General features: G+C 39.8%; 11 protein-coding genes. 7 read left to right on the top strand and 4 right to left on the bottom strand.

What is annotated here, in order from left to right; genetic code table 11:
- Positions 1-505: 505 nt before the first annotated feature.
- The gene (dnaB, locus tag QZ738_RS08145; RefSeq protein WP_293786438.1) at positions 506-2068 is read right to left on the bottom strand and encodes a replicative DNA helicase; all 1563 of its coding nucleotides are present in this window, start codon (positions 2066-2068) and stop codon (positions 506-508) included.
- Positions 2069-2267: 199 nt separating this feature from the next.
- Between dnaB and rlmB the strand changes: the two genes are divergently transcribed.
- On the top strand, positions 2268-3032 hold the full coding sequence (gene rlmB, locus QZ738_RS08140; protein ID WP_293786436.1) for a 23S rRNA (guanosine(2251)-2'-O)-methyltransferase RlmB: 765 nt from the start codon (positions 2268-2270) through the stop codon (positions 3030-3032).
- A gap of 159 nt (positions 3033-3191) precedes the next feature.
- Here rlmB and QZ738_RS08135 read toward each other — a convergent pair whose 3' ends face one another.
- Positions 3192-4283, bottom strand: a complete 1092-nt coding sequence (locus tag QZ738_RS08135) for a mannose-1-phosphate guanylyltransferase (RefSeq protein ID WP_293786434.1) — start codon at positions 4281-4283, stop codon at positions 3192-3194.
- A 14-nt stretch (positions 4284-4297) separates the two neighbouring features.
- The gene (locus QZ738_RS08130; RefSeq protein WP_293786432.1) at positions 4298-5266 is read right to left on the bottom strand and encodes an SIS domain-containing protein; all 969 of its coding nucleotides are present in this window, start codon (positions 5264-5266) and stop codon (positions 4298-4300) included.
- 91 nt (positions 5267-5357) lie between these two features.
- Between QZ738_RS08130 and recQ the strand changes: the two genes are divergently transcribed.
- The 6 genes from recQ (at position 5358) to QZ738_RS08100 (ending at position 13231) form a co-directional block, all read left to right on the top strand.
- Positions 5358-7547 carry a DNA helicase RecQ gene (gene recQ / locus QZ738_RS08125; protein ID WP_293786442.1) on the top strand — a complete coding sequence of 730 codons (2190 nt, stop codon included), beginning with the start codon at positions 5358-5360 and terminating at the stop codon, positions 7545-7547.
- Positions 7548-7629: 82 nt separating this feature from the next.
- A complete protein-coding gene (gene kdsA / locus QZ738_RS08120) occupies positions 7630-8442 on the top strand; it encodes a 3-deoxy-8-phosphooctulonate synthase (RefSeq protein ID WP_293786430.1) in 813 nt (270 codons plus the stop codon).
- Positions 8442-9161, top strand: a complete 720-nt coding sequence (locus QZ738_RS08115; RefSeq protein WP_293786428.1) for a DUF2071 domain-containing protein — start codon at positions 8442-8444, stop codon at positions 9159-9161. Before kdsA ends, QZ738_RS08115 begins: the two co-directional genes overlap by 1 nt.
- A gap of 250 nt (positions 9162-9411) precedes the next feature.
- Positions 9412-10125 (top strand): (2Fe-2S)-binding protein, encoded by a 714-nt coding sequence (locus QZ738_RS08110; RefSeq protein WP_367268572.1) that lies wholly within the window; start codon positions 9412-9414, stop codon positions 10123-10125.
- Positions 10122-11105 (top strand): xanthine dehydrogenase family protein subunit M, encoded by a 984-nt coding sequence (locus QZ738_RS08105; RefSeq protein WP_293786426.1) that lies wholly within the window; start codon positions 10122-10124, stop codon positions 11103-11105. Before QZ738_RS08110 ends, QZ738_RS08105 begins: the two co-directional genes overlap by 4 nt.
- A 2-nt stretch (positions 11106-11107) precedes the next feature.
- Positions 11108-13231 (top strand): xanthine dehydrogenase family protein molybdopterin-binding subunit, encoded by a 2124-nt coding sequence (locus tag QZ738_RS08100; protein ID WP_293786424.1) that lies wholly within the window; start codon positions 11108-11110, stop codon positions 13229-13231.
- A gap of 236 nt (positions 13232-13467) precedes the next feature.
- On the opposite strand, the gene QZ738_RS08095 is transcribed toward QZ738_RS08100, so the two are convergent.
- Positions 13468-15069, bottom strand: a complete 1602-nt coding sequence (locus QZ738_RS08095; RefSeq protein ID WP_293786422.1) for a S8 family peptidase — start codon at positions 15067-15069, stop codon at positions 13468-13470.
- Positions 15070-15194 lie beyond the last annotated feature (125 nt).

Here is a 15194-nt window from a genome sequence, read left to right as displayed (position 1 = left end):
GATTGGGCTACAAAAATTCGCTGAAATAAATATTGGATGGAGAATCAAAAATATCCCTGAAACTTAGCAAAAGATGTGTCCACACGGTAGAATGAAGAATCGGGAGCATTCGTTTTATCGGGTTTAGATCGGTTAATTCGCTGCCGTTAGGCCTTTTTTGGTGCCAGTGACTAATATTTGGCCATTTATGTAGCTGAAATGCTTGTTACTATGCTTTATGCAGTTTATTACACAGAAAAAAATGAATGACAGAGGAGTTTAAATGAATTAACACATGACGTGGGATCATCATTCCCAATTTGATCCGATGGCTATTGGATGGGAACCACGGAGTGCTCATCGAAGATAATCTTGATGCCATAAGCCTAAAGATTAAGATTCCCGACTGCGCGTGGGAATGACGATCAATCTATTGAAGTCTGTCGCCTCAAGAGTAATAATTATCTCATAAAAATGATATGTGTGACATCAAGATTCTGGAGCATTTTAGTGCGTGTGGAATTTCCTAAAAAGGAGGATCATCATCATTATAATCGTCCATTTTTGACGGACGGATAATCACATTGCTTTGTTTTTCAAAATCCTGTGAAGGGTACATTCCAGCGGACGGATCGGCAGCAAATGAACTTGGCGGCGCATTAAAATCATCTTCCAGATCCTGGAATTTCACAAATTTACCCACAAATTTAAGTGGTACAATTCCTGTTTCACCATTACGGTGTTTGGCAATGATTACCTCACCGATACCGGCCTGCGACCTTCCTTGCTCATCTTCTGTAATACCGTAATATTCAGGGCGATACAAGAACAATACCATATCCGCATCCTGCTCAATGGAACCCGACTCACGTAAATCGGATAACATCGGGCGCTTACCTTGTAAACCAGGTCTACTTTCCACAGCACGACTTAACTGTGACAGCGCCAGCACAGGTACATCCAGCTCTTTTGCAACTGACTTAAGTGCCCTTGAAATACTACCAATTTCCTGCTCACGGTTACCACCGCCTTTTCCTTCGCCTTTACCATGCATTAACTGCAGGTAATCGACAATTACCAATTGGATATCATATTGTGACTTTAATCTTCTGCATTTTGCCCTGAACTCAAAAATATTTAATGCAGGCGTATCATCAATTAACAGGGGAGCTTCGGTTAAACGGCCAATTTTGCTGTGTAACTGCTGCCATTCCCATTCCTGTAAATTTCCTTTTCTGATTTTTTCCTGCTCAATCTCCGCTTCTCCGGAAATTAAACGATTCACCAGCTGAACGGAAGACATCTCGAGAGAGAATACCACGCAAGGTCTTTGGAAATCAACGGTAGCGTTACGCGCACAGGTTAATACGAAAGCGGTTTTTCCCATCGCCGGACGGGCAGCAATGATTACCAAATCTTGCTTTTGCCAGCCGCCAGTTATTCTATCTAATCCAGTAAAACCTGTTGGCACCCCTGTTAAACCATCGGTTTTGGTACGAAGTTCCTCCAGTGTAGCTAGCGATTGTTTAATGATATCATCCATTTTTTGCGTATCTCTACGCAGGTTATTCTGGGCAATTTCAAAAAGTCCTTTCTCCGCCTGATCTAAAAGATCAAAAATATCAGTAGTATCTTCGTAAGCATTGGTAATGATTTCAGTCGAAATCCTGATCAGCTCACGCTGAATATATTTCTGAGAAATAATCCGCGCATGGAACTCTATATTCGCTGCCGAAGCAACACGGTTGGTTAAATGAGTGATGTAATAAGCACCACCAGCCATTTCTAATGCCCCTAAAGTACGAAGCTCGGCGGTTACGGTTAAAATATCTACCGGTTTCGATTTCTGGAACAGAATATGAATCGCCTCAAAGATTTTCTGGTGCGCGATATTGTAAAAAACTTCTGGTTTTAAAACATCGATTACCGCTGATAAGGCATCTTTTTCGAGCATCAATGCACCTAAGACGGCTTCTTCCAGGTCTAACGCCTGTGGGGGGATTTTCCCCTGTGAACTTATGGTATTACTTAATCTGCTTTTTCTAGCAGTCATGCTGTTCTTTCCGCCTTGTTCATTATCGATACTCATTCTACAAAAGTAATCAAATTTTGATGGGGTTGTTTGAATTAGTTACTAGCCGTTTGTTAACAAATTGAAGCCTAATCAGATTAAATTTTATCGAATTTATAAAGACGTAAAATTTTTAAACAATTAAATGTTAATAAGCTACACATTGTTTGGGGTCAAAACATTTTATTTGAATACTTTTGCCTAACAATTTCGAAACATGGATAATTTTAGAAGACCGCAACGCGCAAAAGAGAATAATGAGTTTGTATTCGGCATCAGAGCCGTTATAGAAGCCGTTAAAGCAGGAAGAGACATTGAAACCATTTATCAGCAACGCGGCCTGGGAGGCGAACTCTTTCTGGAACTGAAAGCCCTTCTAAAAGATACTTTAATACCTTTAAACCCGGTTCCGGTGGAGAAACTGAACCGCATGTCGCAGAAAAACCATCAAGGTATAATTGCTGTAATTTCTCCGATTACCTACCAAAATATTGAAGACATCATCCCTGCTGTTTTCGAAAAAGGCGAAGTGCCATTAATTTTAGTTTTAGATAGCGTAACTGATGTTCGCAATATGGGTGCAATAGCACGTACGGCCGCCTGCGTGGGTGTTCATGCCATAGTTGTTCCGTTAAAAAACGCAGCGCAGATCAATGCTGATGCGATTAAAACATCTGCAGGTGCCTTATTTAGCATCCCAATTTGCCGCCACGCAAACCTGCATAAAACCTGTTTATTTTTACAAGACAGTGGTTTACAAATCGTTGCCTGCACCGAAAAAACCAACGATTTTATTTATACACCGGATTATACCATGCCTACGGCAATTGTAATGGGCTCAGAAGACGAAGGTATCTCAAACGACCTTTTGAGGGTAGCCGATCATTTAGCTAAAATACCCATGGCCGGGAAAATTGAATCATTAAATGTTTCGGTAGCTGCCGGAGTAATTTTATATGAAGCCGTAAGGCAGAGGATGTAAATGATGTAAAATGGAAAAGGAAAGATGGATGGTGGAATCCAACCAGATTCGTCATCCCGAACTTGTTTCAGGGCCTATAAAGTATATTTGTTGTAAATGAAGAATGGATGATTAACAACCATGCCACATCATCCATTTTTCATCTTCCGTCCTACATGTTTATATAAACTTGTTTCCAAATCTGGATTTAACTTCGGCAACAAATTCTTTAACTTTTTGCTCTTCGTTTCTGGAGCAGATCATGAGCATATTATTGTTTTCAACCACGATGTAATCGTGCAATCCCTGCAAGATCACCAGTTTATCTTTCGGAACATTTACCATACAATTCGACGAATCGAACATCAGCACCTGATCTGAAGGGATAACGGCATTACCCACATAATCTTTTTCAGCCATTTCATAGATAGAGGCCCAGGTGCCTAAATCAGACCATCCAAAATCAGATGGAAGGACATAAACATTTTCTGCCTTTTCCATGATTCCGAAATCTATCGAAATGTTGGTACATTGAAGATAGGCATTATTGATAAAATCCTTTTCTCTGGCATTATTCAATTCAGTTCTTCCAACGTTAAATATTTCATACATATCTGGCAGGTATTTTTCAAAAGCGCTTAAAATCGCTTTAGCCGACCAGATAAAAATGCCTGCATTCCATAAAAAATCACCACTTTGCAAAAATGATTTTGCCAATTCTAAATTAGGTTTTTCGGTAAAGGTTTTAACTTTATGCAGATCGGTATCGGTATTAAGCACATAATCAGTATGCTGAATATAACCATAACCCGTATCAGGACGGTTTGGCTTAATCCCCAAGGTAATTAAACAATCATTTTTGGATGCCGCTTCTAAAGATTGCTCAATAGACGCCACAAAACCATCAATATTGGCAATGGTATGATCTGAAGGCGCAACTACAATGGTCGCGTCAGGATTTAGTTCTGCGATTTTTAAACTTCCATAAGCAATACAAGGTGCCGTATTTCTCATCAAAGGTTCGGCTAAAATCTGGTTATCTGTTAAAAGGGGTAGTTGCTCTTTAATCAGATCAGTATAAATTTCGTTGGTAACGATAAATATATTTTCCGGAGGACAGATATTCAGAAATCTTTCATAGGTGCTTTGAATCAGCGTTTTACCCACACCAAAAAAATCAATAAACTGCTTTGGATATTCGGTTCTACTTACAGGCCAAAAGCGGCTTCCAACGCCACCTGCCATAATTAATGCATAATAGTTTTTATTCATTTTATAATTTAAAATTACACAATGCCTTCTTTTAAAATATCGTGTAAGTGGATGATGCCAAAGTAAGTATTTTGTTCCAAAACTAACAACTGGGTAATATTGTTTTCCTTAATGATATCCAGTGCATCAACTGCCAAAGCATCAAATTGTATACTCTTCGGTGTCCTGCCCATAATATCTTCCGCTTTTAAGTTTGCAATAGTAGTATTATTTTCCAACATCCGCCTAATATCGCCGTCAGTAATAATACCAAGCACCTGATCGTCGGTATCTACAACAGCAACGGCACCCAAACGGTTTTTACTAATTTCAATCAATACATCTTTCACTGATGCAGCGGGATGTATAGCTGGTTTTTCATTGGATAAGGCTAAATCGCGCGCTTTTAAATACAGTTTTTTCCCTAAAGATCCGCCTGGATGATATTTAGCAAAATCAGACTCATTAAACTCCCTGCATTCCAACAAACAAATGGCTAAGGCATCGCCCAATGCCAATTGAGCCGTGGTACTGGTTGTTGGTGCTAAATTATGCGGACAGGCTTCCTTTTCGAAAGCCGTATTTAAGATCAGGTCGGATTGCTCTGCCAAAAAAGAATTCAATTCGCCAACCATGCCGATCAGCAGATTGCCAGCTGTTTTCAATAAGGGAATAAGCACTTTTATTTCTGGCGTATTTCCACTCCTGGAAAGGCAAATGACGATATCATCCACCTGGATCATCCCTAAATCACCATGAATCGCATCTGCAGCGTGCATGAAAATGGCAGGTGTACCGGTTGAATTAAAAGTAGCCACCATTTTTTGCGCAATTATAGCACTTTTTCCTATGCCCGTTACAATCACCCGTCCTTTACCATTTAAAATCCTGGATACGACCTTTTCAAAATCGTCGTTAATATTCTTGGCTACATTTAATATTGCGGCCGCTTCAAGCTCTAAAGTGCCTATAGCTGATTGGATTATGGATTTTTTACTTTTCAAAGAGAAAAAAATTGTTTGTTAATACTTGAAATTCTTGTAAAATTATGTTATTTTGGATACAAAAATAGCATCGCATATTTTATTACACAAAATGGACGTGAAAAAGTCGTTATTTGATAACCTACAAAATTTCTTCGGGTTTGATAATTTCAAGGGTGATCAGGAGTCGATCATTACCAATATTTTAGAAGGCAATAATACATTTGTTATTATGCCCACTGGCGGAGGGAAGTCTATTTGCTATCAGTTGCCCGCTTTAATGAGCGAGGGAACGGCAATCGTGATTTCTCCATTGATCGCCTTAATGAAAAACCAGGTAGACCAATTAAGGGCTTTTGGTGGAAATGATAGTATTGCTCACTTCCTTAATTCATCCTTAAACAAATCTGAAATCACTCAAGTTAAATCTGACCTTTTGAGCGGTCAGACTAAATTATTGTATGTTGCGCCGGAGTCTTTGGCAAAGCAGGATAATATTGAATTTTTAAACCTGATTAAAATCTCTTTTGTTGCCGTTGACGAAGCACATTGTATCTCTGAATGGGGACACGATTTCAGACCTGAATACCGTAAGATTAAGCAGGTTATTGCAGGACTGGGAAATAATATTCCGATTATAGCATTAACCGCAACCGCTACACCGAAGGTACAGCAGGATATTATGAAGAACCTGGGGATGACGGAAGCCACGTTATTCAAATCCTCATTTAACCGGCCAAACTTATTTTACGAAATCCGCCCTAAAAAAGACATCACCAAAGAAATTATAAAATATATAAAGTCCAATCCAGGTAAATCAGGGATTATTTATTGCCTAAGTCGTAAAAAGGTAGAGGAAGTTGCCGAGGCTTTAAACCTAAATGGAATCAGTGCCCTGCCTTATCATGCAGGCTTGGATCCTAAGGTTAGAGCCGAAACCCAGGATAAATTTTTGATGGAAGATGCGGAGGTGATTGTGGCAACCATTGCTTTTGGTATGGGGATCGACAAACCAGATGTTCGATTTGTCATCCACCACGATGTGCCTAAGAGCATGGAAGGTTATTATCAGGAAACGGGTAGGGCCGGACGTGATGGCGGCGAAGGGGTGTGCATTGCTTTCTACTCTCAGAAAGATGTAGATAAATTAGCCAAGTTTATGAAAGACAAGCCCGTATCTGAAAGAGAGATTGGCACACAGATATTAAAGGAAGTGATTGATTATGCCGAATCCGGTGTTTGCCGTCGTAAGCAGATTCTTCACTATTTTGGCGAAAACTTTAACGAAACGGGCTGTAACTGCATGTGCGACAACTGCAAGAAGCCTAAAAAGCAGTTCGAAGTGGAAAGTCAGTTATTGACCCTATTAAAGTTTATCGAGAAATCCGGAGAGAAATTCGACGACGCACATCTGCTAAACGTTTTTTTGGGTCTGGAAACGGCTCAAACCATTGCTTATGAGCATAGTAAAGTTCCTGAATTTGGAATTGGTAAAGAAGACGGTGAGCTGATGTGGAAATCAATCATCCGCCAGGCTGTTTTAAATAATTACCTCTTTAAGGATATCGATAATTATGGCTTATTGAAATTAACCAAGCAGGGAAAAGATTTCATCGTTAATCCTTACAGCCTTAAATTCATATTAAATGAACCAATTGGGAATGGCACTGACGATGATGATGATGATATAAAACAAGGGACAGGCGCTTTGGATACCCATCTCTTATCATTGCTGAAAGAGCTGCGTAAAAAAATTGCCAAGCAAAAAAGTGTTCCGCCATTTGTGGTTTTTCAGGATCCGTCTTTAGAAGAAATGTGTACCCATTATCCCATTACCATGGAAGAACTTCGCCAGATTTCTGGTGTAGGTTCGGGTAAAGCAATGAAATTTGGTACGCCTTTTATCGAACTGATCAAAAAATATGTAGAGGATAATGATATCGAACGCCCTATTGATCTGATTATTAAAACACAGGCCAATAAATCGCAGATGAAAGTTTCCATCATTCAAAATATCGACAGGCAGATTGGTTTAGAAGACATTGCTGATTCAAAAGGTATTACTTATGAAGAAATCCTGAAAGAAGTTGAATCGATTGTAAATTCGGGTACTAAACTCAACCTAAATTATTTTATCGATGAAGTAATTGATGATGATAGGCAGGATGAAGTTTTTGATTATTTCAGAGCAGCCGAAAGCGATTCTATAGACGAAGCACTTAATGAGCTGGGCGAAACCGATTACACCCGCGAAGAAATTCAATTGATGCGGATCAAATTTATGTCGGAATTAGGAAACTAAAAACTAGATAGGAGATTTGAGACATTTGATTTGAGAAAAACTCAAGTCTTATATCTCAAATCTCAAATCTCAAATCTCAAACATGTTAAACTATTTAGATAAATTAAAAAATACAGACTCGGGAAATTTCTTTTTAATGGCCGGTCCTTGTGCTATTGAAGGCGAAGATATTGCCATGCGAATTGCTGAGAAGATCATATCCATTACTGATAAACTGCAGATTCCATATATTTTTAAAGGTTCGTACCGCAAGGCTAACCGGAGCAAAGGAAGTTCGTTTACGGGTATTGGTGATGAAAAAGCTTTACGTATTCTGGAAAGGATTGGAAGAGAATTTGGTGTGCCAACCGTTACCGATATACACGAGAGCGGTGAAGCAGCTATGGCCGCTGCTTATGTTGATGTATTGCAGATTCCTGCATTTTTGTGCCGCCAAACCGATCTGTTAATTGCGGCTGCAGAAACCGGAAAGGTAGTAAATGTTAAAAAAGGTCAGTTTTTATCGGCTGGTTCGATGAAATTCGCGGTTGAGAAAGTAAAAGAAGCCGGTAACAACAAAGTAATCTTAACCGATCGCGGAAATACCTTTGGTTATCAGGATCTGATTGTAGATTATCGCGGTTTACCTGAAATGCAAAGTTTTGGCGTTCCGGTGGTAATGGACTGTACACATAGTTTACAACAGCCTAATCAAAGCAGCGGAGTTACCGGTGGTAAACCAGAACTCATCTCTACCATTGCCAAAGCTGCTATCGCAGTTGGTGTCGATGGTTTATTTATAGAAACACATCCAGATCCTGCCAATGCAAAATCAGATGGCGCTAACATGCTTCACTTAGATTTGCTGGAAGAAACCTTAGCCAGATTAGTTCGCTTAAGACAAGCTATTATATAATGGGAACTAACAAAGGGGTTTTCTTAACTGCAGAATGGCGAAAGTTGGCACTTGCGCAATATGCGGTAGATGAGAAAATCCTTTTGAAATATCTTCCTCCGCATACCGAACTAGATACCTGGAATGGAAAATACTATGTGAGCTTAGTTGGTTTTATGTTTACCAATGTAAAGTTACAGGGTTTTAGTATTCCATTCCATACTAATTTTGAGGAAGTTAACCTGCGCTTTTATGTTCGGTATAAAGATGTTAAGGAATGGAAAAGAGGAGTTGTTTTTATTAAAGAAATTGTTCCTTTGCCGGCAATAACATTTGTTGCCAACACCGTTTATAAAGAAAATTATCAAACTTTGCCAATGAAACATGTTTGGATAACGCAGGAAAACCAGCTTGAGGTGGATTATCTCTGGAAAAATAAAACATGGAATAATTTTCAGATCATTGCCGATGCCCAGGCAGAAGAAATCAGCGCCGGCAGCGAAGAAGAATTTATTACCGAGCATTATTGGGGTTACACCGATATTGGTTTCAACAAAACCTCTGAATACGGGGTAGAACATCCGCGCTGGCAAACTTATCCTGTAAAAAGTTATAAAATCAACGTCGATTTTGGAATAAACTATGGAAACGATTTTGCTTTCTTAAATCGTGCTCAGCCTGATTCTGTTTTTTTAGCAGAAGGTTCACCAATCAGGGTGCTTAAAGGAAAACGATTTTAGATAAACTGATCATCATTCCAATCTGATCCATGATCATCACTACGGTAAATTTGATTTAATTTTCTCATAAAACCAACAGTGTGCTCAGGTATAATCGAGATGCATAAAAAAGGCAATATTATAGAACACCAGTTCGAACAATTATTGAAATAATTGGTTCTTATCGTGTTGATGTTATTCCTTGGGCGTAACTTTTCTTTTACTTACCGATTTTAGGAAGTTAGCTTTAGTTTTTATTTTAAATTTAAAGATGAAAATACCGGAAAAACCGGTAAATTTTCATGAAAGAATTTATCATAATAAAGATTCTGGTAACGCAACGACTTATAAATATCCAACTATGAAATCTTCCGATCAGAAACCAAATCAGGGCGATAGCAGGCGCGATTTCCTCAAAAAAAGTTCTCTCATTACAGCGATTGCCTTAACACCGGGTGTCGCAATTAAAGCAGCAGAAAATAATGCTGATGAACATTTCGCAGAGCTTTTTGAGAAAATGCCATTAAAGCTTACAGTAAACAATAAAGTTTACCAAACAACAGTTGAGCCAAGGGTGACACTTTTGGATTATCTGCGCGAAGAATTACACTTAACGGGCACTAAAAAAGGATGTGATCATGGCCAGTGTGGTGCCTGTACAGTTCATGTTGACGGGCAAAGAATAAACGCTTGTTTAAGCCTGGCGGTAATGAATGAGGGAAAAAAAATTACCACCATTGAAGGTTTGGCCAATGGCGATACGCTACATCCTATGCAAGCTGCCTTTATCAAACACGACGGTTTTCAATGTGGTTATTGTACGCCTGGACAGATCATGTCGGCAGTAGCCTGTGTGCGTGAAGGCCATACAAATTCCCGGGACGAGATAAGCGAATACATGAGTGGAAATATCTGTAGGTGTGGAGCTTACCCTAACATCGTTGATGCGATTGTTGAAGTAAAGGAAGGAGGTCAAACCGTATGATCAATTTTCAATACCTCCGGACAACCACAGCAAAATCCGCAATTGCTTTGCTGGGTAAAGATAAAAACGCCAAATTCCTTGCAGGCGGCACCAACTTAATTGATCTGATGAAAAGAGGTGTTACTGCACCAGAAAAGCTGATTGATATCAACCACGTCCCGCTAAAAGAAATCAAACAGGCAGGGAATAAAATCCATATTGGTGCGCTGGCCTCTAATACGGCCGTTGCAGATCATGCGCTGATCAAAGAAAAACTACCTTTACTTTCATGGGCTTTACAGGCTGGAGCATCAGCGCAACTGAGAAATGTAGCTACTGTTGGCGGCAACATGATGCAGCGTACACGCTGTGGTTATTTTTATGATATCGAAATGCCATGTAATAAGCGCCAACCTGGGACGGGATGTGGGGCAATAGAAGGCTTTAACCGGATGCATGCTATTTTCGGAACTTCAGAAAAATGTATTGCCGTTCACCCTAGTGATATGTGCGTAGCCTTAGTGGCTTTAGACGCTGAAGTAATATTGGCCGGCCCAAAAGGTGAACGGAAATTGCCATTTAAAGACTTTCATCGCCTGGCTGGAGACACACCACAGTTAGACAATAACTTAAAGGCTGATGAAATGATCATGGGTGTAGAAATCCCGGTAAATAACCTGACCAAAAATTACCATTATCTTAAAGTTAGAGACAGGGCTTCTTATGCTTTTGCACTGGTGTCGGTAGCGGCAGCATTTGAAATAGTCGATAATAAAATCACCGATGTTCGGATAGCGATGGGCGGTGTAGCACATAAACCCTGGCGTTTAACTGCATCTGAGCTTTTCTTAAGAGGAAAAGAAGCCAGCTTAACCAATTTTAATCAGGCTGCACAATTGGCTATGAAAGATGCAAAAAGCTTTGGAGGAAATGACTTCAAGTTAAAACTGGCCCCTAATACAATTATCGAGGCATTAAGCCTTGCAAAAGCAAAAGCTTAGTTATGGAAAAGAACATTTTGAAAGACGATAACGATCGTGTAGACGGACTCCTGAAAGTTACGGGTAAAGCCAGGTATTTTGCTGAATATGAATTGCCGGGTTTAACCTACGGTGTATTGGTGACCAGTACCATTACAAAAGGAAAAATTACCTCCCTTGATACTAAAGCTGCCGAAAAAGCTCCGGGAGTAATTGCAGTGATTTCACATTTAAATAAGCCATCAGCTGCTGCCTACGAGCAGGAAGGTGGACCACAGATGAAAATTTTTTATACCGATAAGATTTTTTACAATGGACAACCCATCGCTATCGTGGTGGCAAACACCTTTGAAAGAGCAACTCATGCCGCCTCGCTGGTTAAAGCTACCTACGCTAAAGAAACGTTTAATACCGATTTTGAAAAAGCGCTGAAAGATCCGAAGGCTAAAAAGTTTCAGGGACAGGCTGACTATAAACGGGGTGAAGAAAATGCTTATAAAACTGCAGAGGTAAAGCTGGAAGAAAGGTACTTTTTACCCATTGAAACACATAATCCTATGGAATTACATGGAATTATTGCCGATTGGCGCCCCAATAACCAGCTTACGGTTTATGCCAAAACACAAGGAGTAAAAGCTACGCAGGGTACCATTGCAAACGTTTTTAAAATTCCAATGGAAAATATCCAGGTGAATTCAGAGTTTGTAGGTGGTGGCTTTGGGATGGCATTGAGAACCTGGCCATTGGAAATTGCAACAGTAATGGCCTCCAAGCATATTGGCAAACCTGTAAAATTAGTAATTACCAGAATGCAAATGTTTACCATGGTGGGTAATCGTCCGGCAGCAATACAAACCATTGGCTTAGGTGCAAATAGGGATGGTAAATTAACAGGTATTACGCATAGGGCCTACGGCGAAACTTCCGCTTACGAAAACTTTACCGAAGGTGTAGTAAACATGGCGAAGTTTATGTACCAATGCGATAATGTAAATACTTCTTATGCCATTGTACCGGTTGATTTGGGAGTGCCGATATGGATGCGCGGACCAGGAGAAGCCACCGGAGCTTTTGCGCTCGAAAGCGCGATTGACGAGATGGCGCATGCCTTGGATATGGATCCGCTGGAGTTTAGAATTAAAAATGATCCGGAAACTGATCAGCAGAAAAATAAACCTTTTTCGAGTAAAAATATTAAAGAAGCTTATCAAATCGGGGCGGAGAAAATAGGTTGGAAAAACCGCAAAAATAAACCGGGGAGTTTGGTGGAAGGAGCATGGCAAACTGGTTATGGGGTGAGTGTTGGTGTATTCAACGCCAATAGGGGTAAAGCCAGCGTTAAAGGTATCCTTAAAGCTGATGGATCGCTGCTTCTACAAAGTGCAACCAGTGATATTGGTCCTGGGACAGGAACCGGTATGACCTTAATTGCCAATAAATTGATGAATATTCCTGTAGATAAAATTACATTCGAACTGGGAGATTCCTCCTTACCACCGGCACCAAGTCAGGGTGGTTCGGCAACGTTATCTACGGTAGGCTCGGCTGTGAATGATGTTTGTGTAGCCCTGAAATCTACCATCGCCGAACTCGCAGCAAATTCAAATATGGATGCTACCTCCAATTTTGTTGAGGTATTGAAAAAGAATAATCTCCCGCAAATCGAAATCACCAGAGAGAGTCAGGGCGGTAAGGAAAGAGATCAGTATTCGATGTATTCGTTTTCCATTCACTTTGTACAGGTAAAGGTAAACAGCCTGACGGGGGTAGTGAAAATGGGTAAAATTGTTTCTGTTGGCGATTCAGGTACTATCGTAAGTCCGAAAACAGCCCGAAGCCAGATGGTAGGCGGTGCAGTTGGCGGTATAGGAATGGCTTTAACTGAAGAGTCAATAATCGATCACCGTTATGGAAGATATATCAATAACAATTTTGCTGATTACCATGTTCCGGTCAATGCTGATGTTCCTGAAATCGATGTCCATTTCATCAATAAACCAGATCCTTACATCAATCCGATGGGCGCAAAAGGTATGGGCGAAATTGCGTTGATCGGCTTTTCTGCTGCAGTGGCCAATGCCGTTTTTAATGCTACCGGAAAAAGAATCAGAACATTGCCCATAACACCAGATAAGATATTGGCGTAGTCATTCGCTCAAGCAGTCGTCACCCTGAACCGAGCCTTGGCGAGCTCACCGAAGGTAATTTATGTCAGGGTATTTCTGTTAAAACATGCTGAAATGAATTCAGCATGACGGATCAAGGTAAAATTTTGTTTTAATCAGCAAAAAAAATGCGTCCCAATTTACAATGGAACGCATTTTTTGCTTCTGTTTGAAGATATTAACTTCGCTCAGCATGATCAATAAAATTATTTCGGAAACTAGTTACCAGTATAAGTGGCAGCTAACTTCAATGCATTATAAGCATTCACAATTCCACCGCTGATACAAAGATCAGAAAAAGGAACAGATACTTTTTCAGCATCTGGTCCTTCACCTTTTGCGTATTCCACATTGTGGTTCACTTTAGTAACCGATTTTACAATAATTTCTTTTACCTGTGCTGCCGTTAACTTTGGATAATAAGAACGGATTAAGCCGGCTAAACCCGCCACTACCGGCGACGCCATACTGGTTCCATCCAAATTTTTATATTTCGAACCTGGCACCGTAGAATAGATCTGTACACCTGGCGCAAAAACATCTACCTGATTTTTACCATAATTAGAGAAGCTGGCTTTTAGTGTCTCATCATCTTTCGGACCTGACGCACCAACGGTTATCCATGAGGCAATGGTTTTTTCATCTAAATCTTTGTGGTTAGGAAAATTATTTTCAACATCGATGTTCTTGTTCTCATTACCTGCTGCCTGAACAATCAATACATCTTTAGATGCCGCATATTTCATTGCTTCGTTAACAATGGCCTTATCCCAGCTATATGCTTTGCCAAAACTCATATTAATTACTTTTGCACCATTATCAACGGCATAACGTACCGCATTTGCAACGTCTTTATCTCTTTCATCACCGTTTGGTGTACAACGAACACCCATAATGGCTACATTATCAGCTACACCCAAAATACCAAGTTTATTGGTTCTATCTGCTGCGATTATACCGGCAACGTGTGTACCATGCATGGCATCAGGACCAGCAACATCATTGTTACCATAAAATCGTTCCTGATCATTGTTCGGATCATCGCCAACTATTGAACGTGGATCATAATCAAGATTTAAATTATATTCGGCCTGGCGGGTATAATAATCTAATCCTTCCTTAATTTGGTCTTCGTAAAAATCTTTAAAGTTGCCTTTTTCCAATTGCTGACTCATTACGTTCTGAATTCTGCCTTCCACCGCTGAAGATGGCTTAAACTTCTGAAAATCTTCTGCCGTTGGATTTTCTTTACCGATTTTTTTCACTACAGCATCCAAGGCTGTTTTAAAACCGGTAATACCGGCTAAATTTTCTTTTGCTTCTGCCAGTTTTTGTTCTAACTCAGCTCTTTCAGCTTTAAATGCTTCAAAGTCCTTTTTATCCTTTTCTGCTACATTAGCATCAGTGGTATTTGCAAAACGTACCTGATCGCGACGAACCAGACGCGTTAACTCTAACGTTTCGAAGTTTACAGATCCCTTCGGCCCTCCAATAAAATTCCAACCGTTAATATCATCGATGTAACCATTTTTATCATCGTCCTTACCATTGCCAGGTTTTTCTTTGGTGTTTATCCACATGATCCGTTTTAAGTCTTCATGTGTAGCTTCTACACCACCATCATTTACGGCTACAATTAATTTTACAGATTTTTTACCTTTTAAAAGCTCTTTATAGGCTTTTTCGGTACTGATTCCAAATGTACTGTCACTTTTTAAGTCAAGGTTTTGCCAATTGGCTTTTTGTGCATGAGATAAAGTTGGTACTGCACCCGCGATTGCAATACCGAACAACGCTCTAAATATTCTACTCTTATTCATTTATGTATTTTTGTATTAAACGACGAAAGTTAATTTTAATTTCTTATTGAACGAAATTGTAATAAAATTAATTCTTTCAGGCATATTTAAATTGCCATTTTGATATGGTCACCAATAGAAAAAGT

It is taken from the genome of uncultured Pedobacter sp. (assembly GCF_913776295.1).
Lineage (GTDB): Bacteria > Bacteroidota > Bacteroidia > Sphingobacteriales > Sphingobacteriaceae > Pedobacter.
This window is presented reverse-complemented; position numbering and strand designations above follow the sequence as displayed.

Coding starts and splice junctions, on each gene's coding strand:
- QZ738_RS08105 (WP_293786426.1), top strand. CDS start 10,122: ATGATCAATTTTCAATACCTCCGGACAACCACAGCAAAATCCGCAATT.
- QZ738_RS08115 (WP_293786428.1), top strand. CDS start 8,442: ATGGGAACTAACAAAGGGGTTTTCTTAACTGCAGAATGGCGAAAGTTG.
- kdsA (WP_293786430.1), top strand. CDS start 7,630: ATGTTAAACTATTTAGATAAATTAAAAAATACAGACTCGGGAAATTTC.
- QZ738_RS08095 (WP_293786422.1), bottom strand. CDS start 15,069: ATGAATAAGAGTAGAATATTTAGAGCGTTGTTCGGTATTGCAATCGCG.
- QZ738_RS08135 (WP_293786434.1), bottom strand. CDS start 4,283: ATGAATAAAAACTATTATGCATTAATTATGGCAGGTGGCGTTGGAAGC.
- recQ (WP_293786442.1), top strand. CDS start 5,358: ATGGACGTGAAAAAGTCGTTATTTGATAACCTACAAAATTTCTTCGGG.
- dnaB (WP_293786438.1), bottom strand. CDS start 2,068: ATGAGTATCGATAATGAACAAGGCGGAAAGAACAGCATGACTGCTAGA.
- QZ738_RS08100 (WP_293786424.1), top strand. CDS start 11,108: ATGGAAAAGAACATTTTGAAAGACGATAACGATCGTGTAGACGGACTC.
- QZ738_RS08110 (WP_367268572.1), top strand. CDS start 9,412: ATGAAAATACCGGAAAAACCGGTAAATTTTCATGAAAGAATTTATCAT.
- rlmB (WP_293786436.1), top strand. CDS start 2,268: ATGGATAATTTTAGAAGACCGCAACGCGCAAAAGAGAATAATGAGTTT.